The 19826-nt window shown below is 44.1% G+C and carries 19 protein-coding genes and 1 pseudogene; 9 read left to right on the top strand and 11 right to left on the bottom strand.

Translation table 11 applies throughout. From position 1 onward, the window contains the following. Positions 1-88: 88 nt before the first annotated feature. From H1R16_RS08575 to H1R16_RS08560, 4 genes are all read right to left on the bottom strand, one after another. Positions 89-793, bottom strand: a complete 705-nt coding sequence (locus H1R16_RS08575; RefSeq protein WP_181886991.1) for an RluA family pseudouridine synthase — start codon at positions 791-793, stop codon at positions 89-91. A gap of 119 nt (positions 794-912) precedes the next feature. After that, the gene (locus tag H1R16_RS08570; protein ID WP_181886992.1) at positions 913-1239 is read right to left on the bottom strand and encodes a hypothetical protein; all 327 of its coding nucleotides are present in this window, start codon (positions 1237-1239) and stop codon (positions 913-915) included. After that, positions 1240-2055, bottom strand: coding sequence for a 3-methyl-2-oxobutanoate hydroxymethyltransferase (panB, locus tag H1R16_RS08565; RefSeq protein WP_181886993.1), 816 nt, complete (start codon positions 2053-2055; stop codon positions 1240-1242). It lies immediately after the preceding gene. A 69-nt stretch (positions 2056-2124) separates the two neighbouring features. After that, positions 2125-2838, bottom strand: a complete 714-nt coding sequence (locus H1R16_RS08560; protein ID WP_181886994.1) for a Crp/Fnr family transcriptional regulator — start codon at positions 2836-2838, stop codon at positions 2125-2127. A 91-nt stretch (positions 2839-2929) separates the two neighbouring features. Between H1R16_RS08560 and H1R16_RS08555 the strand changes: the two are divergent. From H1R16_RS08555 to H1R16_RS08515, 9 genes and pseudogenes are all read left to right on the top strand, one after another. Beyond that, a pseudogene (locus tag H1R16_RS08555) lies at positions 2930-5318 on the top strand (heavy metal translocating P-type ATPase). Positions 5319-5438: 120 nt separating this feature from the next. Then, positions 5439-5642 (top strand): cbb3-type cytochrome oxidase assembly protein CcoS, encoded by a 204-nt coding sequence (ccoS, locus tag H1R16_RS08550; protein WP_181886996.1) that lies wholly within the window; start codon positions 5439-5441, stop codon positions 5640-5642. A 5-nt stretch (positions 5643-5647) separates the two neighbouring features. Continuing rightward, positions 5648-7909, top strand: coding sequence for a cytochrome-c oxidase, cbb3-type subunit I (gene ccoN / locus H1R16_RS08545; RefSeq protein ID WP_181886997.1), 2262 nt, complete (start codon positions 5648-5650; stop codon positions 7907-7909). 23 nt (positions 7910-7932) lie between these two features. Next, positions 7933-8127, top strand: a complete 195-nt coding sequence (locus H1R16_RS08540; protein WP_181886998.1) for a cbb3-type cytochrome oxidase subunit 3 — start codon at positions 7933-7935, stop codon at positions 8125-8127. Between the two features lie 6 nt (positions 8128-8133). Beyond that, the gene (locus tag H1R16_RS08535) at positions 8134-9012 is read left to right on the top strand and encodes a cbb3-type cytochrome c oxidase N-terminal domain-containing protein (protein WP_181886999.1); all 879 of its coding nucleotides are present in this window, start codon (positions 8134-8136) and stop codon (positions 9010-9012) included. 91 nt (positions 9013-9103) lie between these two features. Next, positions 9104-10552, top strand: coding sequence for a cytochrome c oxidase accessory protein CcoG (gene ccoG / locus H1R16_RS08530; RefSeq protein WP_181887000.1), 1449 nt, complete (start codon positions 9104-9106; stop codon positions 10550-10552). Positions 10553-10563: 11 nt separating this feature from the next. Continuing rightward, on the top strand, positions 10564-11016 hold the full coding sequence (locus H1R16_RS08525) for a FixH family protein (RefSeq protein WP_181887001.1): 453 nt from the start codon (positions 10564-10566) through the stop codon (positions 11014-11016). Between the two features lies 1 nt (position 11017). Beyond that, positions 11018-11761 (top strand): sulfite exporter TauE/SafE family protein, encoded by a 744-nt coding sequence (locus H1R16_RS08520; protein WP_181887002.1) that lies wholly within the window; start codon positions 11018-11020, stop codon positions 11759-11761. A 98-nt stretch (positions 11762-11859) separates the two neighbouring features. Beyond that, positions 11860-12648 (top strand): hypothetical protein, encoded by a 789-nt coding sequence (locus H1R16_RS08515; RefSeq protein ID WP_181887003.1) that lies wholly within the window; start codon positions 11860-11862, stop codon positions 12646-12648. 49 nt (positions 12649-12697) lie between these two features. Here H1R16_RS08515 and serS read toward each other — a convergent pair whose 3' ends face one another. The 7 genes from serS to H1R16_RS08480 all read right to left on the bottom strand — a co-directional run bounded on the left by serS (position 12698) and on the right by H1R16_RS08480 (position 19814). Then, positions 12698-13966, bottom strand: a complete 1269-nt coding sequence (gene serS, locus H1R16_RS08510) for a serine--tRNA ligase (RefSeq protein WP_181887004.1) — start codon at positions 13964-13966, stop codon at positions 12698-12700. 81 nt (positions 13967-14047) lie between these two features. After that, entirely contained in the window at positions 14048-14551 is a 504-nt protein-coding gene (locus tag H1R16_RS08505) for a hypothetical protein (RefSeq protein ID WP_181887005.1), read from the bottom strand. A 32-nt stretch (positions 14552-14583) separates the two neighbouring features. Further along, entirely contained in the window at positions 14584-15840 is a 1257-nt protein-coding gene (locus H1R16_RS08500) for an MATE family efflux transporter (RefSeq protein WP_181887006.1), read from the bottom strand. 4 nt (positions 15841-15844) lie between these two features. Continuing rightward, positions 15845-16975, bottom strand: coding sequence for a glycosyltransferase (locus H1R16_RS08495; protein WP_181887007.1), 1131 nt, complete (start codon positions 16973-16975; stop codon positions 15845-15847). 68 nt (positions 16976-17043) lie between these two features. Continuing rightward, the gene (locus H1R16_RS08490; RefSeq protein ID WP_181887008.1) at positions 17044-17535 is read right to left on the bottom strand and encodes a hypothetical protein; all 492 of its coding nucleotides are present in this window, start codon (positions 17533-17535) and stop codon (positions 17044-17046) included. 80 nt (positions 17536-17615) lie between these two features. Continuing rightward, on the bottom strand, positions 17616-18401 hold the full coding sequence (locus H1R16_RS08485) for a (Fe-S)-binding protein (protein WP_181887009.1): 786 nt from the start codon (positions 18399-18401) through the stop codon (positions 17616-17618). Between the two features lie 84 nt (positions 18402-18485). Then, positions 18486-19814: a (Fe-S)-binding protein gene (locus H1R16_RS08480; protein ID WP_181887010.1), complete on the bottom strand. Its 1329-nt coding sequence runs from the start codon at positions 19812-19814 to the stop codon at positions 18486-18488. Positions 19815-19826: the final 12 nt, after the last annotated feature.

Genomic DNA, 19826 nt, shown 5'->3' with positions numbered 1-19826 from the left:
TTGCCTTAAAAAGGATTAAATATGCAATGGAACAGGATAACCGCTATGGATACGAAAAATGAAGAGAAAACCTATAAACTCTCTAAGATTAATTCTCTTCGCACACACGCCAAACCGCATCATTCTGCGGTACCGGCGCAGTCACGCGGATGTTATGGTTTGTAACGGGATGTTTGAATTCTAAATTCCGGGCATGCAGGTAGATGCCACCATCCGGATTGGAGCGGGCGGCACCATATTTTAGATCACCTTTTATCGGAGCGCCTATCTTGGATAACTGCGCCCTAATCTGATGGTGGCGGCCTGTCTCCAGATCGATCTCAAGAAGCTGGAAATTATCAAGGGTCTTTAAGCGCTCGTAATTCAGAATGGATTCCTTGGCATTTTCCGTAGGCTTTATGAAAACAGTTGCCTTATTGGTCTTTTCGTTTTTCTGAAGATAGTGAATCAAGCGTTGCTTTTCCGGTATCTCCACCTTGGGAACCACTGCCCAGTAGGTTTTTTTGATTTCGCGGTTCTTAACCATTTGGGTCAGCCTTGTGAGCGCTTTCGAAGTCTTTGCATAAATTACCAGACCGGAGGTGGGCCTGTCTATACGGTGCACCAGTCCCAGAAAGACATTACCGGGCTTGGAATCTCTTTTTTTGATGAAATCCTTTATAAGGTCCAGCAAAGAAAGGTCACCTGTCTTGTCGCCCTGAACAAGCTGACCGGTTGCTTTATTAACGATAAGAAGGTGATTGTCTTCGAAGACGATTTGTGATGCTTCAAACTGCTGCTTTGCATTTCCCATATTCATTCAAAAAAGCAAAAGTACGGGAATTTGGCGGTTTTCGGATTACGACATAGGACATACTGTTGCTTTTAGCGACAGCAATATCCTAATCTCATTACAAATTGAGCGGGGAAATTTTAGTTACGAACCTGACGCGGCCTGTTGAAGATGGACAGAAGGACTCCACCAAACAAACCTGCAGTCTTCAGGAACTGAAGATTCATACTGTCCGGAAGCAATGCACCAATAATGCAGAATGCTGCAGCCAGATACATGGGGTAGCGCATTTTGGGATTACTGAGGAACGGAGCCTGGAAAAAGAAACTTGCGCCAATTAAGATATAAAAGATTTTTTGGGAAAGAAGCGCGTTGATTTCCGGCGAGAACAGATTGAACCATCCTACAACGAGGCAGAAAATTGCGGCAACAGACAGGATTCCCTGAATCATTTGGGTATTTTTCATTTAATAACTTTCGTTTTGGTTAGGGAAATCGGCGGACTTTACATCCTTTACATATTCTGATACTGCACCGGTGATTTCCGTATAAAGGTCGCGGTAACGTCTTAAAAATTTAGGAGAAAAGCCTTTGTTCATCCCAACCATATCGTGATAAACCAGAACCTGACCGTCACAGTCGGCACCCGCACCGATGCCGATGGTTGGAATGGAAATGCTTTCTGAAACTTTTTTGGCAAGCCCAGCCGGAATTTTCTCCAGCACCAGCGCGAAACAGCCCAGTTCTTCCAGAAGTTTGGCGTCACTTAAGAGTTTTTCAGCTTCAGCATCTTCCTTGGCTCTTACCTTATACGTTCCGAACTGATAGATGGACTGTGGTGTAAGTCCCAGGTGTCCCATTACGGGGATTCCGGCATTTACAATTTTCTTAATTGATTTCTCGATCTCTACCCCGCCCTCAATCTTTACGGCGTGGGCACCGCCTTCCTTCATCATCCGTACTGCAGACTCCAGTGCTTTATCCGAATTACTTTGGTAAGTACCGAAAGGAAGATCAGCCACCACAAGTGCCCTCTCTACTCCGCGGACCACGCATTGTGTATGGTAGATCATCTGGTCCAGGGTGATAGGAAGTGTAGTTTCATAACCCGCCATTACATTCGCTGCGGAATCGCCCACCAGAATGGAGTCTACCCCGCCACTGTCCACCATCTTTGCAGTCGTAAAATCGTATGCGGTGAGCATGGTGATTTTTTCCCCGTCGAACTTCATCTTACGCAAAGTTTCGGTGGTAATTTTCTTGAGTTCTGAATGTACAGACATTGTTATTTTGTTTGGATTAAAGTCCTTATAGGGACGGTCGGTTTTAATTACCGGATATGGAGTTTGGAATTACAGAACGACGTGTCCCAGCTTGATAAGTTTTTCGTGGTTCAGTATCCTGATATTACGGCCTTCGGTTTCAATAAGGCTGTCCTGCTTAAATTCAGAAATCAGGCGGATGGCACTTTCGGTTGCGGTACCGATAAGGTTGGCAATCTCTTCACGTGTAAGTGAGATCTTGATGAAACCTTCGGGATCAGTTCCCAGTTTCTGTTCCAGCAGAAGAAGGATTTCGGCAAGCCGTTCGCGGACAGTTTTCTGTGCCAAAAAGGTAACTGTGTTTGAACTTTCGCCTAATTCAAATGCGATTTTCTGAAGCATCACGAAAGACATTTTGCTGTCGTGCTCGAGGAGGTGCATAAAAAGGTCGGCCGGTATTTTAGTGGCCTCAACATCCGTCATCGCTTCGGCTTTGGCCTGAAAGTTTTCACCACAAAGTAATGAACGGTAGCCAATGATATCGCCATCTTTAATGAATCTCAGGATCTGTTCCTTTCCATAAGCTCCCTGCTTGGAAAGCTTGGCAGTACCCTCGTGAAGGTAGAAAACACTTTTGGGCAGTTCCTGCTCGTCAAAGAGTATTTCTCCCTTATGATAGGTCACAGTTTCAGTTGCCGACCGGTATCTTTCAAAATCCTCTGCAGACAGCCTTTGTTTCAGGCTTTCTTTGCTGAAAATATCCCTAATGCTGGCCTCTAAAATCACCTGTTTTTCCTGCGACATTTTTTATGATATTTATCAGCAAAAGTAGCACTTTTATACCGTAGGGACAACCTTTTTTGGCCTATTTTTGTAGGTCATATATAAAAGTACTGTGTCAGATAATTGTTTTCACTGCGGGCAACCGGCAGAAAAAGAGCGCATAAGCTTCGACAGCAGAATTTTTTGCTGCAACGGCTGTAAATCGGTTTTATGAAATCCTGAACCTGAACAATCTTGGGACATTTTATGAACTGAACCAAAATTCGGGCGTAAGACCGGACGAAAACTCGCTGGAATACGGATACCTGGACACACCTGAAATATTTGACAATGTTACGGATTTTTCTGAAGGCGAAACGACGCTTGTTAGCTTTAAAATTCCTGTAATTCACTGCTCGTCCTGTATCTGGCTGCTGGAAAGCCTGCACACGCTGAAGCCGGAAATCCGGTATTCACAGGTGAATTTTACACGGAAAACGGTGCAGATATCATTCAACCATCATCAGCTGAAACTTAGTGAGCTGGCCACATTCCTGACCAATTTGGGTTACAAACCTGTAATTAACCTGGAAACTGCCGACCGTAAAGAGGACCACTGGGACAAAAGCCTGCTGGTAAAACTGGCTATCGCAGGGTTTGCGTTTGGAAACGGAATGTTTTTCTCCTATCCTGAGTATGCTGGTGAAATCCTGGGATCTTCGGATTTCTGGTTTGACAAGTACAAGCACCTTTTCAGATTCATCCTCTTTCTGCTTTCCACACCAGTAGTGTTCTATTCGGCATCAGATTATTTCAAGTCTGCGGTATTTGGTTTGCGCAATAAAGTCATCAACATAGATGTGCCGATAGTATTGGGAATCCTGGTTTTATACGGCCGCAGCATCTACGAAGTCCTTACAGATTATGGTCCGGGCTATTTCGACACCCTATGTGGATTGCTGTTCTTCATGCTTTTGGGCAAATTCTTCCAGAAAAGAACCTACAGCGCACTTTCTTACGACCGCGATTATAAATCCTTCTATCCTATTGCTGTTACACGCGTAGACTTTAACGGTAAACAGGAAAACATCCTGCTCTCCGAACTGAAGATTGGTGACAGAATAATGGTCAGGAATCAGGAAATAATTCCCGTAGATTCAATACTGATTAGCGGTTCCGGTAACATTGACAACAGTTTCATTACCGGCGAAAGCGCCACTGTGACCAAGCATCCCGGCGACAAGATCTTTGCAGGCGGAAAACAGATTGGCTCTGTCCTGGAAGTGGAGGCCATCAAGAATGTGGACCAGAGTTACCTTACCCAACTCTGGAACAAGGAAGCTTTTAAAAAGCATGAGACCGGACTGGATACACTTACCAACACCATAAGCAAGTACTTCACCATCATAATATTGGGAATCACCCTCCTTGCGGGAATCTACTGGATACGCATTGATGAAGAGAAAATGTGGCAGGTTGTTTCAGCCATACTTATTGTGGCCTGTCCGTGTGCACTGGCACTTTCGGCACCATTCACCTTCGGGCACATTATGAGAATCCTGGGACGAAATAAATTTTACGTAAAGGATACTTTAACAATAGAAAAACTGGCTAAGGTTGGAACGCTGGTTTTTGACAAGACCGGCACTATAACGCAGAGCAAAAAATCCAGCGTAAGTTACACTGGACAGGAAATTCCGGAGGCTGACCTTCTGAACCTGAAATCTTTACTGAAGAACTCAAATCACCCGCTTTCGAAATCACTGTACCAATATCTGGACGTTGAAGATTCCTATTTTGAAACAGAAGGCTTTCAGGACATTCCGTCTAAAGGATACAGCGCAACGGTTCGCGGACAGCAGTACAAAATTGGTTCGGCAAGTTTTAACGGACAACAGTCGCAGGATCTGGAGACCGCGGTTTACATCAGTAAAAATGATGAATATTTGGGAAGATTTATTTTCAAGAATGAATACCGGGCAAATCTGCAGGGGCTTTTCGGCAAGCTGACCAATTACAATATCCACGTGCTTAGCGGCGATAATTCTTCTGAGGAGGCACATCTTCGTACCATTATCCCTACGGCACAGGAAATGAGTTTCAACCAGGATCCTGAAAGTAAACTTAATTTCATACGCGAACTGCAGGATAAAGGTCAGAAAGTCGCCATGCTGGGAGACGGTCTGAATGATGCCGGAGCCCTGAAGCAAAGTAATGTCGGAATAGCTGTGGCAGATGACACCCACTCCTTTACACCTTCGTCCGATGTGATCATGAACGGTGAAAAAGTAGCAGAACTGGATAAATACCTGCTTCTTACCAAAGATGCTGTCACTATTGTGAAATTTACCTTTGCCATAAGCCTTACCTATAATGTAGTGGGCCTTACCATAGCGGTTATGGGTTATATGTCGCCGCTGGTGGCTGCGATCCTGATGCCGATCAGTTCCATCAGCGTGGTAGCTTTTACATCTGCGACCACATGGATACGCAGTATGAAATACTTTGGCAGACCCATTTAGTAACGTTTGCAGAGGCCTTATTTAGACGGCTTTTAAATTAATTCATTTGCTGCCAACGTGATTAATATCATTATTTTTCATTAAATTTGGCCTTTCATTTACCTTAAATTTGCCTCTGAAATGGATATACTCTATTTGATGATCCTTTGCAGTGTCTCGGTGGGGATTGTTTTCCTTATCATTTTCATCTACAACGCCCGCAACGGGCAGTTTGAAGACGACGAGTCGCCGGCAGTCAGAATTCTTCTGGACCGTGACAATCCGGTAGAAAGAGAGGCAGAAACAGAAAATAAAAAAAGTAATACACAAGAAAAAAGTGATTAGTTAATATGGAAACACAAAAGTTTAGTTACGACAATAATATTGTTCGGGCATTTCTATACGCAACCGTCATATTTGGGATCGTAGGGTTTTTATTTGGCCTCACAGCAGCCTTAATGCTGTTTTATCCTGAGCTGCCGGAATTTTTCCTGGGTAGTGATGATGACACCATAAAAAGTCTGGCGGCCGGAAACATCCAGGGCCTTATAGATTCTCAAGGTGCATTTGGATTCGGACGGATCAGGATGCTGCATACCAGTTCAGTAATTTTCGCCTTTGTATGTAATGGCTTCTTTGCCGGAGCTTACTACTCTACGCAGCGACTGCTGAAAACAAGAATGTGGAGCGACACCCTTTCCTGGATCCATTTCTGGGGATGGCAGTTAATGATTGTATCCGTAGTGATCACTTTCTTCATGGGAATTAACACCTCTAAAGAATATGCTGAGCACGAATGGCCAATTGACATTCTTATCACAGTAATTTGGATTATATTCGGTATCAATATGTTCGCCACAATAGCGATCAGACGTGTACGTCACCTTTATGTGGCCATCTGGTTCTATATCGGTACCTGGATTGCAATTGCGATGCTTCATATCTTCAACAACCTTGAAGTACCTGTATCATTTGCAGGATGGAAGTCCTACTCGGCTTACGCCGGTGTGAAAGATGCTCTTGTACAGTGGTGGTACGGTCATAATGCCGTAGCGTTTGTACTTACGACTCCAATTCTGGGTCTTATGTACTATTTCCTGCCAAAAGCTGCAGACAGACCTGTATTTTCATATAAGCTTTCCATTATTCACTTTTGGTCACTGATCTTCGTATATATCTGGGCTGGTCCTCACCACCTTCAGTATACAGCTTTACCGGGATGGGCTCAGGCTCTTGCTACCGGTTTCTCCATCATGCTTATTGCACCGTCCTGGGGAGGTATGCTTAACGGATTACTTACACTTAGAGGTGCCTGGGATAAGGTTAGGGAAAACCCTGTTCTGAAGTTCTTCGTTGTGGCAATTACCTGCTACGGTATGGCAACCTTTGAGGGGCCGTTGTTGGCAACAAAAACATTGAACAAAATCGGTCACTACACTGACTGGGTTATTGGTCACGTTCATATTGGAGCATTAGGCTGGAATGGTTTCATGGCCTTCGGTATGATTTACTACTTACTTCCTATCATGTGGAGAACCAAGTTATGGTCTGTTAAACTTGCCAACTGGCACTTCTGGCTTGGTACATTGGGTATCATCTTCTACGCAGTACCTTTATATATCTCCGGATTTACTCAGGGACTTATGTGGAAGCAGTTCAACCCGGACGGAACCCTCGTTTACAAACAGTGGCTAGACACGGTAACTGCAATTATCCCTTACTATATCATGAGATTTGTAGGTGGAGGACTTTACCTAATCGGTGCACTTCTTATGGCGGTGAACATTGTTAAGACAGTAAGATCCGGATCATTCCAGAAAGAAGTTCCTGCAGAAGCTCCTGCATTGGGTAATATCACGAAAAAGAGAAAAGAAGGCGAAGGTGCACACCTTTGGCTGGAAAGAATGCCTGTTTACCTTTCTATCCTGTCATTCATTGCAGTGGCAATCGGAGGTTCGGTACAGATCATTCCTACACTTACCATTAAGGAAAATGTGCCAACTATCTCGGCGGTTAAGCCCTATTCACCACTTGAACTTGAAGGTCGGGACCTTTATATCCGCGAAGGCTGTAATGCATGTCACTCGCAGATGATCCGTCCTTTCCGTGACGAGGTTGTACGTTTCAACGGTAAGAACGGACAGTATTCCAAGGCTGGAGAATTTGTATATGACCGACCATTCCTTTGGGGATCCAAGAGAACGGGACCGGATTTGCACAGACAGGGTGGCAAGAACCCAAGTTCATGGCACTATAAGCATATGTATAACCCAAGATCTACATCTGCAGGTTCCATTATGCCACGTTACCCATGGCTCATCACAAATGACCTGGACCGTTCCGATATGACGGCGAAACTGAATCTGATGAAAAACGTGTTTGATGTTCCGTACACAAAACCGGAAATAGATTCAGCAGATCAGTGGGCTAATACGCAGGCGTCCATGATTGTTCAGGAAATCTATAACGAAGCTCCTGACCTGAAGGCTGCCTATGCACAAAGACCGGCTGGCGAGCTTGAGAAAAAGGAAATCATCGCACTGATTGCCTACCTGCAGAGGTTGGGTACCGATATCAAGACTACTGAAATCAAAACAGCAAGTAACGATTAACAGGTAACGCTAAATTAAGTATTATGATACCGCAAAGTTTAAAGGATATAATGGCAAATGGCGATGGCGCAACCTGGCTCCAGATCATTTCATTGCTTCTCCTTATGGTATTCTTTCTCGGACTTGTGTTCTATGTGTTCAGCAGGCCTAAGAAACATTACCGTGAAGAGGAAAACGCACCCTTAGACGACGATCAACCTTTTAATACAAAAAACTAAAACATCATGAAACATAGAACGCCGGTTTATATTAACATCCTGATTATACTGAGTATCTTATTCATACTGTACTATATGTTTGTACAGGATACCTCCTTTATTACTTCGCCCTATTTCGTGGGTACGATAGTAATCAGTTCTGTGATGGCTTTCATTCACAGCGCTATTGGAGACCTTATTGAAAATGACCAGTTCAAGAAACTGAGCCCGGACGAGCAAAGAGTATATCTGGAAGGTAAGAACACTCCGTATTTCAAAAGACTGTACGATGCGGCTTTCAAGAAGCAGTCCAATACTGTTGAAAAAGATATCCTGATCGACCATGGTTTTGACGGTATTATGGAGCTGGACAACCAACTGCCAAAATGGTGGCTGGGACTGTTCTACTTTGGAGTAGCTTATTGTATCGTGTATATGACCTCGTATTTCCTTACCGATTTTGCAGATCCATATAAAGAATATGAAGTTGAACACAAGGAACAGATTGCAAGCATCGAAAAATGGATGAAGGAAACTCCACCACCAACGATAGATAACGCTGTTTACTCGGCAGATAATATTGCCGCCGGCGAGGAGGTTTTTAAAACCAACTGTATCTCCTGCCATATGGAAGGTGGAAAAGGAGGAATTGGACCAAACCTTACAGATAACAACTGGATAAACCAACCGGAGAAAACACTTTTTAAAAATGTATTTCATATGGTTGAAAACGGTTCACAGAACAACCCTACCATGCAGGCATTCGGTAAGAATGGTGTACTTAGTGGATTTGATATCCAGAATGTGGCAGCATATGTGTATCACATTAACCAGGAAAAACAACCGGTCACTCCGGCGCAGGGAGGTCAGGCCCCTCAGGGAGATCCTGCCAACTGGGAAGAATAAAAAATAGAACATGAAATAGTATAAGCATAATTCGTTATTGATTCAACATTGAAAAGGTAACGGGTTATGTTTTTTCCGTTAAATATAAATTATGTCAGAAGATACAAAATACAGTGGCGGACAGGGACAGGTGGTCAGCCCCGAAACATTTCGGGATTCTGTAGGCACCATGGATCAGTCCGGCAAAAGAAAATGGGTATACCCCAGAAAACCCAGAGGCCGTTATACCAATTACAGGTATCTGGTCTCAATTATTTTATTAGCCATCTATTTCGGAATTCCTTTTATTGAAATTAACGGAAATCCATTACTGCTAATCAATGTCCTGGACCGGGAATTTTATATAGCCGGTAAACCGTTCTATCCGCAGGACTTCTTTATACTCGCGTTGGGAGCTATTGCTTCCATAGTTTTCATCTTACTCTTTACTGTAGTTTTCGGCAGGATATTCTGCGGGTGGATTTGCCCTCAGACTATTTTCCTGGAAATGATTTTCCGTAAGGTTGAATATGCCATTGAAGGTGACCGTAACAAGCAGATACGCCTGGATAATCAGGCATGGGACAGCGAGAAAATCTGGAAGAGAGGTCTAAAGTGGACTATTTTTGCGCTCATCAGCGTAATCATTACCCACTTTATGTTCATGTACATCGTGGGCTACCGCCGTGTTTTCCAAATCATGCAGGAAGGGCCTTTCGCGAATCCCAGCAATTTCCTAGTGATGATTCTTTTTACCGGCGCATTCTACTTTGTATTTGCATGGTTCCGTGAGCAGGTCTGTACACTTGTATGCCCCTACGGAAGACTTCAGGGAGTATTGATTGACAAACAGACTATAAATGTATTCTACGACTTCAAACGGGGCGAAAACCGTTCAAAATGGCGTAAGGGTGAAGACCGGAAAGCCGCCGGAAAAGGCGACTGCATTGCATGTAACCAATGTGTGGTCGTTTGCCCGACCGGTATCGACATCCGTGACGGACAACAGTTGGAATGTGTAAACTGTACTGCATGTATAGACGCCTGTGACGAGGTGATGGTAAAAGTTGGACTTCCTACAGGACTGATCCGCTATGCTACCGAAGATGAGATTGAGCAGCAGAAGCCATTTGTATTCAGTAACAAGATGAAAGCCTATACACTGGTTCTGGCACTTCTTGTTGGCTTCTTAGGATTTCTTCTTTATAACAGAGGCGAAATGGAAGCAAAATTCATCAAGCCTGTAGGGTCTTCCTTCATCATTCGCGATGGCAGAATATATAATACCTATAACTACACTTTACTAAACAAAACAAACGATAAGAAAGCGGTAACGCTTAAAATTACCAATCCCGACCACGGAATAGTTTCCGCAAACGGTACGCAAACTGTGGTGGTGGATAAAGACAAAATGACCAAAGGATCTGTATCAGTGTCTTTCCCGGAAAATGAGATTACGAGAGCGAAACAGAATATTACTATCGGAATTTACGATCCGGAGGGTAAACTCATAGATGAGTATGATACTTATTTTGAAGGACCTTTTAAATTACAGTTTTAACTATAATCAAAATGCTTAAAAAATTCACTTGGGGCCATGGAGTTGCCCTTGCACTCGGGCTGTTCATCATATTTATCCTTTCCATGATCTTTTATTTTACAAGCACCTGGAAGAATTCTGAACTGATTACTGATGACTATTATGAAGCTGAACTTGCGTATCAGGACGTTATTGATGCAAAGTCCCTTGCCAACGGATTGCCGGAAAAACCTCAATATTCTCAGGATAAAATGGGGATCCGGATTACGTTCCCACAGGAATACAACAATATAAATACCCAGTTCAGCATTGATCTGCACCGTGCGGAAGACCAGAAACTGGACGTTATAAAAGAAATGGAGCTGGATGGCAGAAACAGCCTCTTTATTCCTGCGGCAGTACTAGCCAAAGGCAACTATGTACTTCGTGTACACTGGACAAGAGCAGAGAAGAACTACCAATTGGATTACGATTTAGTATGGTAATATGGAAAATGCACTTCTGTTATCAGCCCTGGTACTGGGCATCGGGTCAGGATTTCACTGCATAGGCATGTGCGGACCCATTGCAATGTCTATGGGACTGACAAGGAAACAGGCGGCCAACTATCACCTGCAAAATATAACCTACAATCTGGGCAGGATTGTAACCTATTCTATACTAGGAGCACTGCTCGGCTTGGTAGGCGAAGGGTTTAATATCGCAGGTCTCCAGCAGTACCTTACAATTGCTGTAGGTATTCTCCTGATTTTTATGGCACTGTTCTCCTTTGGCGGAAAGGATTTCGCCTCGAAAATTCCTTTTTTGTCGGGATTGCTTCTGAAGGTGAAGAAGAAACTTGCTTCCCTCCTGCAAAAAGCCGATTACCGCTCCAGGTTTACCACCGGTATCCTTAACGGTTTCCTGCCCTGCGGAATGGTCTATATGGCGCTTACAGCTTCGCTGGCAGCCGGTGGCATCTGGCAAGGCGCTTTATTTATGGCAATTTTCGGCTTAGGCACATTTCCGTTTATGTTTGCAGTCGTATTACTGGGTAACCTGATGACTAATGCTTTCAGAATTAAAATCCTTAAGGTTATTCCGATAATGATGCTTGTTTTGGGTATGCTCTTCGTAATACGCGGTATGGAGCTGGGAATCCCTTACCTCTCTCCAACGCACGAAGCAATGCAGGTAAACCATAATAACTCAGCAGAACACCACCAGGGAGATCATTCCACTTGTCATTAACCGATTTTTATAAATCATAATTAGAACAAAGGCTGCCTTCGGGTGGCCTTTAACTTTGGTCCCGCTTTTGAATCAAAAAAGTCAAAAACAAAAGGAATATGTTCAAGAAATTAACACTGTGGCTGGCTGCAGGAACGCTCGGTATTTTGCAGTCATGCTCAGTAAATACTGAAACTACCTACTATAAGGATGCTGCAACAAGTATGGAATCCAGTATATTAATGGATCAGAGTACAATGGGGATTCTGAAAATGCTGAATACTTCCGGTAAATCAGAATCACTGCCGGACATTACCAAACTTTCTGCAAACTGGCAGAGTCTGTACGATATGCAGAAGGACGGAAAGGTAGTCCTGAATGAAAAGGAAGTTGGCGCATTAAAGAAAATGTATGTAAAAGTAAACCGCCAGAAGGATGAAATCATGGGACTGTCGCTTAAGTACGATAAGCTGATGCCTGAAGAGGTAGCTAGTCTGTTCGCCAGCAAAAAGGAACTGAAATCCATCCCTCTGCAGGACATCGCCAAATGGGACGGCGAGAAACTGGAAATCAATACCCAGAAGTTCAATATCGCTGAATCGCTCTATGAAATACAGAAAATCAAGACGAATGATAAGGCGGTCCCGCCGCGTACAAAACAGGACTCCATTGAAGCCTACGGCCGACAGATGGCCTCAGGTATCATTGGGATGGCAAAAATGTTTAACGGAAACTTTACCAATACCCTCAAATTCCAAAAACCGATAAAGTCTATTGAAGGCAAGCATGACTTTGTAGAGCAGATAGACAGCAAAACAATCCGTATCAATGTTCGCAGTGCCGACATCTGGGATGACGGTAAGAACCTGAAAAACAAAGACCAAAAGGTCATCATCTACACCAAATAAACGAAACCACCTTCGCAGGTGGTTTCTACAATTATCACAATAAGTTTAGCTATCCAATTATGTCAAAACGCGCATATTCCGCTACTTTGGCAGGAAGTTTAATCCCATCGGCGGTCTGGTTATTTTCCAGCAGCGCGGCCATTATACGCGGCAGCGCCAGAGCTGAACCGTTAAGTGTGTGTACAAGCTGTGTTTTACCCGACCCTTTAAATCTGCATTTCAGACGGTTGGCCTGGAAGGTTTCGAAATTAGATACCGACGAAACTTCAAGCCATTTTTCCTGAGCGGCACTCCACACCTCGAAATCATAAGTCATGGCGGAGGTAAAGCCCATATCGCCGCCACAAAGCCGTAGGATCCGGAAAGGAAGTTCCAGGTCTGTAAGAAGACCTTTTACATGCTCTACCATCTCTTCCAGCGCAGCATATGAGTTTTCCGGCTTTTCCAGACGGACAATCTCTACCTTCTCGAATTGGTGCAACCGGTTCAGTCCGCGAACGTGGGCGCCGTAACTTCCGGCTTCCCTGCGGTAACACTGGGAAAAGGCTGTGTTTTTAACAGGCAGGTCTGCTTCATCAATAATTACATCGCGGTACATATTGGTCACGGGTACTTCGGCGGTGGGGATCAGATACAGGTTATCTTCATTGATGAAATACATCTGTCCCTCCTTGTCCGGAAGCTGACCTGTACCATAACCGGAGGCTTCGTTAACCACGTGTGGCGGATTGACTTCTTCATATCCTGCTTCCACGTTCCTGTCCAGAAAGAACTGAACCAGAGCGCGCTGCAGACGTGCCCCTTTGCCCAGATATACCGGAAAACCTGCACCAGCGATCTTAACTCCGAGTTCAAAATCAATCAGGTTGTATTTCTTTGCAAGCTCCCAGTGAGGTATGGCGCCTTCGCCCAAACCATGAACATCATGGGACTGGAATATGATTTCATTATCGTCCGAAGTAGTACCTGCTTTCACTTTTTCGAAAGGAATATTTGGTATCAGGTAAAGGATCTCCTGAAGTTTGGCTTCGGAATCCTTAAGCTGCTGCTGCAGATTCTGAACGTTTTCCTTGAACTGAGCAGTTTTGGCTTTGGCAGCCTCGGCCTCTTCCTTCCTGCCCTCTTTCATAAACATACCGATTTCCTTGGAAATACGGTTCATTTCGGCAAGATTCTGGTCCAGGTCAAACTGGTATTTCTTTCTGTCGTCGTCATGACGGATGGCATCATCCACCAAAGAAGATTGTTTAAAATTCCTTTTTGCAAGGCCCTGCAGCACAAGGTCTTTATTATCGCGTAAGTAACTGACTTGTAACATTTCTATTATTTGAAGTTGAGAACTGAAGGGTGTATGCTTGAAGTACCGCCGGCAACCCCCTGTACCGTGCGAATTTACGGATTATTTGTTTATTTTGATGACATTGGGTGCGCCCGGTGTTTTGCTGAAAACAGGTATACCATTATAAAATGCCGTAGAAAGTTGAAAAACCTGAGGCGTGAGTGAATAATTTAGCACCAACGTATCATTTGTAACGGCTTGTACGCTGTCGTTAAGCTGTTTTCTCATATTCAGGGCGATCCTGGAGCGGTACAACTGTGAATTATCAGGCATAGTTTCAACAAGAGTCCTTGTCGCGCCGGCGGTATACTTGATAAAAGAGACATTTGCTTCATCTTTCATCAGATTTACCAGTACCGGAGCATTATCGGTAAGGCCGTCCACATCATTCATGCTGACAGTAATATAAGAGCCGGGTATTGTATTGTCCAGCATATCCTGGCCCAGCGAATCGATATAAATATTCAGCACCTGATCAATCCGCTGGATATCATCCGGATTATCGCTGCGGCAGCTAACTGCTGATAAAAGAATTATGGAAAGGAAAAATAATACGTTTTTCATGGTAACAAATATACAGAGTTCCACCGAACCAGTCATTTATTCCCCGTTGAGAAAAATTGCTTTACAAATGTAAGTTCTGCTTTCGTAGGTAGTAAATCTGCAACTTTGAAAGTTGTGCCCTTATAGAACTTCCAGAACAGGATTCCGGAAGACAGGCAATAGGAAATGGTAGTCACCACGCAGGCGCCAATAATGCCCCATCTCGGAATGACGTAGACGGACGAAATAACGGTAAAGGCCAGCCCTACAAATGACTTTATATTCAGTACCTGAAGCCGGTTTACGCCTGCAAAATAGGAACCCACAATATTGCTTACCGCTATGGCAAGAATCCCAGGTGACAGGAGCATAAATATAAGTTTGGTCTGATAAAAAGCCTCGCCAAAAACAATAGTGTAAACTTCTGCCGGTACACAGAGTATAATCAGAACAAAAAATGAAGTCACAAGGAAGCTGAGCTTTATCGCAACCTTGGCGGCATCAACCGACTCCAGTTGGTTACTGCTGTTCACAACTTTAGAATACAGTATCGTGGAAAGACTCCTGCTCACTGCCCAAATACCTTCGGATAGGGCAACACCTATAGAAAATACGCCTACACTGGCAATACCCCGGTATACTTCCAGGAAATAGAACGAAAGTCTGTAATTCATGAACTGCATTAAGGCGCTTAGCTGCGTCTTCCAACCATAACTGAACATGCTCCGGATAACCGCGCCGGAGAATGAAAATTCCGGCAGTTTGGATTCAGTGGAAAGCTGTAGGGTACTTACAAAGAAAAGGACGCCATAACAGGCAATAAGCGTTATAAAATAGGTATTGAGACTGGTAATACCAAAAATATAGAAGGCTGCCAAAATGAATACAAGATGGACACCCTGCTGCAGGATGGTGTACAGATTGAATTTTGCAATATCCTGTTTACCAATGAAATGGTTGATATTAGACGTAAGCAGTGAAAACAGCACAGAAAGGAGCACAAGATATCTTAGATCGTAAACCGGACGTATGGCAAAATGGACAACCAAGGGAATGGAAATGCCCACGACTACTGACCATACATAGGCTATACCCAGGATATCTGCCGTTTTATATCTTGAAGTAAGGTAGGTTATACTGCCCACAAAGATATTGCTGATGAACCCGATAATGGCCAGATCGGCAATAAGCATGGAAATGCTTCCCTTTCCCTGACTGCCCCAGACATTGGTCGCGAAAATGATGATTCCAAAATTAAGAATCAGGATAAGAGCCCGTGAGAGAAAAGTATGGATGAAGGTTTTCTGCATCCACTTAATTTTTACTGTCCACTATAAATTCAGTAAACGATGCTTTAATCTGGTCCCAATTGTATTTAGTCTGAAATGCCGCACGGGCATTCAATGCATGCTTACGGTAAATATTGGGGCTGTCCAGATAGCTTTCAATATGGCTTGCAATTGTTGCGCTGTCTTCGGGGTTTACCAGCCAGCCGAATTTGCCAACATCCACGGCATTGCGCGTTGCTTTCAGATTCGAATAAATTACCGGTTTACCGGCGGCGGCGTAGTAAAAAATCTTTATAGGAAGGCAGTGGTCATTCTCAAATGTTATAGGTCTCAAATCAAAACAGACATCGGCTTCGGTCAGGCTTTCGGTGAAGGACTCAAGACGCACAGGCGGAAGAATCTGAATATTCTCCCAATGGTATTTTTTAAGAATAAAGTCAAAATATGCCTCACCTTCTTTCCCTTTCGCACTTCCGACAAGGAGGATATTTAATTTAAGGCTAGATCTGCGGGTCCGGAGTTCAGAGGCAGCATTAAAAAAATGCTCTATCCCTTTTTCCTTACTGAATGTTCCGGTATAAGCTAAAGTGATGCTGTCCCGGCGCAAAACATTAATCTTTTCTGTAATATACCTTTTCATGGGATAATACGGCAACAGTATTTTTTTTTTGAAGGGAAAAATATAGGATAACGGAAACTTCTTACTTGGCTCGCCAAATATATACCGGTCGCTTACCGCGCCGGCAAAAAGCTGGATCAGAAAAAAACGCAGGGCGTGAAAGGGTTTAAGGAGAGTTGGGTAAGTTGCTACCATCCTTGTGGATGGGTACCATTCAGTAACGTCATAGACGGTAATTGCCTTAGATTTTCGTGTCGCAAGCCAGGCAGCGATAACTGCAAGAGGTTCCGAACAGATAATACGGTCTGGATTGAACCGTGCACAAATCTTCCGCAAATACTCCAGTTTACCAGTGGCACTTTCATTCAGGATTGCCTGTGACTCAATTTCAACACCTTCTATCTCGCCGAGATAGTTGGAGGAAAGGCTGCAAATCTTCACCTTATGCCCCTGTGAAACCAGTTCTTTGGCCTGATGATGTAAAATCCTGTCATCATCATATTGGTGGGCAGTTGTAAGAAATAGGATTTTGAGCATGGGCAATTAACAGATTTGGTTCAGCTGCACAGCAAAAAGATTCCTGCAAATGGTTTCGCCTTCTTTTTCTAGCTGATGTAAGCACCCGCCCAACTTTTGTTCAGTGGCAGCAGGAAATCGCTCAGGAAAGCAATATAGGTGTTCTTTGAGAAGTCAAAAACCTCAATTTGGGTAGAAATGGCACCCTCCTTCAAACCTTTGCGGAAATCCTGCAGTTTCATGGTTTTGATTTCGCCGTTCTCAACAAAACTTGCTTTCATCCGGTCAAAAAGTCCCAGGCTGAATTCCTGATCCAACTCTCTCATTACGCCGCCCAGGGAATCGATTGAGCAGCCGGAAGCAGCTTCCTTTTCCTCATCAACACAAACAACGATAAACTGATTCTTTTCAATCTTAAAAGAGGAAGACAGCGGTTTTCCATGAGCAGCCCAGGTAGCCAGGAAATCATAGAGCTTCTCCGTAATTATTTTACTTTCCTTAGGTGTGAATGGCCGTGACGCTGGATAGATAATTACCCGGTAGTCATTGGTTTCTGTTATATTGGATTCTTCGATTTTCATAGATTTAGATATTAGATGTTAGATTTTAGATTTCAGACATTTCTACATCTGAAATCTAAGGTCTGAAATCTCGTGTCTACCTAGAGATCTTCAGCTTCGGCCAGGAGCTCAACAATGTCCTTAACCTCTACTTCTGTATTTTTGTTGAAGTGCTTAATTCCGTCTGTCATCATGGTGTTGCAGAACGGGCAACCGGTAGCAATAATATTTGGCTTTTCCGACAGAGCTTCTTCAGTCCTCTCTACATTGATGTCCTTATTACCTTTTTCAGGTTCTTTAAACATCTGGGCACCTCCGGCACCACAGCATAATCCGTTAGTCCGGCAGCGCTTCATCTCTACGAGTTCAGCATCCAGCTTCTCCAGGAGCATGCGTGGGGCTTCGTATTCGCCGTTTCCGCGTCCCAAATAACAGGGATCATGAAAGGTAATCTTCTTTCCTTTGAAACTGCCGCCTTCAATTTTTAGCCTTCCCTCTTCCATCAGCTGTTTCAGGAACTGCGTATGGTGAATCACCTCATAGTTTCCGCCCAGGTTAGGGTATTCATTCTTGATGGTATTGAAACAGTGTGGGCAGGCCGTCACGATTTTCTTTACATCGTAGGCATTCAGGATTTCAATGTTGGTGAGTGCCATCATCTGGAAAACGAACTCGTTTCCGGCACGTTTGGCTGGGTCGCCGGTGCAGCTTTCCTCAGGTCCGAGTACGGCAAATTCAACATTAATTTTATTGAGAATTTTGCAGAATGCACGTGTAATCTTCTTCGCACGGTCGTCAAAACTTCCGGCACAGCCTACCCAGAACAGAACTTCCGGAGATTTTCCTTCGGCAGCATAATCTGCCATTGTTTTTATAGTGAAATCCATTGTTTAATTTGCTAATTAGTTGATGTGATGATGTGACGCTTACTGTAAAACAAATTCGCATCATCCTATTTTCAAATCATCACCTTACTCGTTTGCCCAGTTTAACCTGTCGGCCTGATTGTATTGCCACGGTGCGGCATTATTCTCCACGTTCGTCATCATCAGGTTCAGTTCCTGAGGTGCTGCTGACTGTTCCATTACGAGGAAGCGGCGCATCTCCATAATGATGGAGAGCGGGTCTATAAGTACAGGACAGGCCTCTACACAGGCATTACAGGTTGTACATGCCCAGATTTCCTCACGCTGTATATGGTCGTCAAGCAATTTTCTGCCATCGTCCTCAAATTTGCCGTTTTTGTTGATGTTCCAGGCGACCTCTTCAATACGGTCGCGGGTATCCATCATTATTTTACGTGGCGAAAGTTTCTTACCGGTAATATTTGCAGGACAAACGGCGGTACACCTACCGCATTCGGTACAGGAATAAGCGTTGAGCAACTGTACCTGATTAAGGTCGAAGATGTCGTTGGCTCCAAATTTATCCGGCACCGCATTCGGATCTGCATCCGGTTGGGCTGCGTAGGGATCGGCATTAGGATCCATCATCAGCTTGATTTCCGCAGTCACCGATGCCAGGTTATTGAATTTACCCTTTGGCTGCAGATTCGCGTACCAGGTATTCGGGAAAGCCAATATAATATGAAGATGCTTAGAGTAGTAAAGGTAGTTCATGAAGAACAGGATTCCTATGAAGTGAAACCACCAGGCACCACGCTCCAGATAATATAAAGTACCATCGCCCAGGCCGCTGAACAGCGGTGCAAGAATATTTGAGGAAACCGGGAAACTGCCGTGAGTAGCCAGCAAACCCCTCTGCTGCAGTACCCAGTCTGAAGCGTTCATCGTGAAGAAGGCGGTCATCAGGGCAAATTCAATGATAAGAATCCAGTTGGCATCCTGTTTCGGCCAACCGAAGAGTTCTTTCATCGTCAGACGTTTTACTCCATAGAAGTTTCGTCTGATGAAGAAGATTACTACTGCCATAATTACGAGCAGGGCCAGAACCTCAAGTGTAGCTGTAAAGAAACCATACAGAGAATCTCCGATGACGGAAGCCAGAAAGCGGTGGGTTCCGAAAATACCGTCAACCATAATTTCCAGCAGTTCAATGTTGATGATCACAAAACCTACGTAAACAAAAAGGTGAAGGATCGCCGCAATGGGTCGCTTTCCCATCTTGCTCTGCCCCATAGCCACTTTAGCCATGGTTTTCCAGCGGTCACCGGGGCGGTCCGTCCGGTCAATGGCACGGCCCAGTTTAATGTTTCTGTAAATTTCTTTCAGACTTCTGAAAAACAGTCCGAAACCCGCAACCAGGGCAACCAGGAAAATAATATTGTCAATATACTGCATATTGAAAAGGAG

The sequence above is a fragment of the Marnyiella aurantia genome, assembly GCF_014041915.1.
Classification (GTDB): Bacteria; Bacteroidota; Bacteroidia; order Flavobacteriales; family Weeksellaceae; genus Marnyiella; species Marnyiella aurantia.
The sequence above is the reverse complement of the archived record's forward strand: the minus strand, read 5'-3'. Positions and strand labels throughout refer to the sequence as shown.

Excerpts from the sequence above, each read along its gene's own strand:
- H1R16_RS08535 (WP_181886999.1), top strand. The coding sequence starts at position 8,134 with ATGAAACATAGAACGCCGGTTTATATTAACATCCTGATTATACTGAGT.
- H1R16_RS08560 (WP_181886994.1), bottom strand. The coding sequence starts at position 2,838 with ATGTCGCAGGAAAAACAGGTGATTTTAGAGGCCAGCATTAGGGATATT.
- ccoN (WP_181886997.1), top strand. The coding sequence starts at position 5,648 with ATGGAAACACAAAAGTTTAGTTACGACAATAATATTGTTCGGGCATTT.
- ccoG (WP_181887000.1), top strand. The coding sequence starts at position 9,104 with ATGTCAGAAGATACAAAATACAGTGGCGGACAGGGACAGGTGGTCAGC.
- H1R16_RS08490 (WP_181887008.1), bottom strand. The coding sequence starts at position 17,535 with ATGAAAATCGAAGAATCCAATATAACAGAAACCAATGACTACCGGGTA.
- panB (WP_181886993.1), bottom strand. The coding sequence starts at position 2,055 with ATGTCTGTACATTCAGAACTCAAGAAAATTACCACCGAAACTTTGCGT.
- H1R16_RS08515 (WP_181887003.1), top strand. The coding sequence starts at position 11,860 with ATGTTCAAGAAATTAACACTGTGGCTGGCTGCAGGAACGCTCGGTATT.
- serS (WP_181887004.1), bottom strand. The coding sequence starts at position 13,966 with ATGTTACAAGTCAGTTACTTACGCGATAATAAAGACCTTGTGCTGCAG.
- H1R16_RS08520 (WP_181887002.1), top strand. The coding sequence starts at position 11,018 with ATGGAAAATGCACTTCTGTTATCAGCCCTGGTACTGGGCATCGGGTCA.
- H1R16_RS08495 (WP_181887007.1), bottom strand. The coding sequence starts at position 16,975 with ATGCTCAAAATCCTATTTCTTACAACTGCCCACCAATATGATGATGAC.
- H1R16_RS08525 (WP_181887001.1), top strand. The coding sequence starts at position 10,564 with ATGCTTAAAAAATTCACTTGGGGCCATGGAGTTGCCCTTGCACTCGGG.
- H1R16_RS08485 (WP_181887009.1), bottom strand. The coding sequence starts at position 18,401 with ATGGATTTCACTATAAAAACAATGGCAGATTATGCTGCCGAAGGAAAA.
- H1R16_RS08540 (WP_181886998.1), top strand. The coding sequence starts at position 7,933 with ATGATACCGCAAAGTTTAAAGGATATAATGGCAAATGGCGATGGCGCA.
- H1R16_RS08505 (WP_181887005.1), bottom strand. The coding sequence starts at position 14,551 with ATGAAAAACGTATTATTTTTCCTTTCCATAATTCTTTTATCAGCAGTT.
- H1R16_RS08570 (WP_181886992.1), bottom strand. The coding sequence starts at position 1,239 with ATGAAAAATACCCAAATGATTCAGGGAATCCTGTCTGTTGCCGCAATT.
- H1R16_RS08480 (WP_181887010.1), bottom strand. The coding sequence starts at position 19,814 with ATGCAGTATATTGACAATATTATTTTCCTGGTTGCCCTGGTTGCGGGT.
- H1R16_RS08575 (WP_181886991.1), bottom strand. The coding sequence starts at position 793 with ATGGGAAATGCAAAGCAGCAGTTTGAAGCATCACAAATCGTCTTCGAA.
- ccoS (WP_181886996.1), top strand. The coding sequence starts at position 5,439 with ATGGATATACTCTATTTGATGATCCTTTGCAGTGTCTCGGTGGGGATT.
- H1R16_RS08500 (WP_181887006.1), bottom strand. The coding sequence starts at position 15,840 with ATGCAGAAAACCTTCATCCATACTTTTCTCTCACGGGCTCTTATCCTG.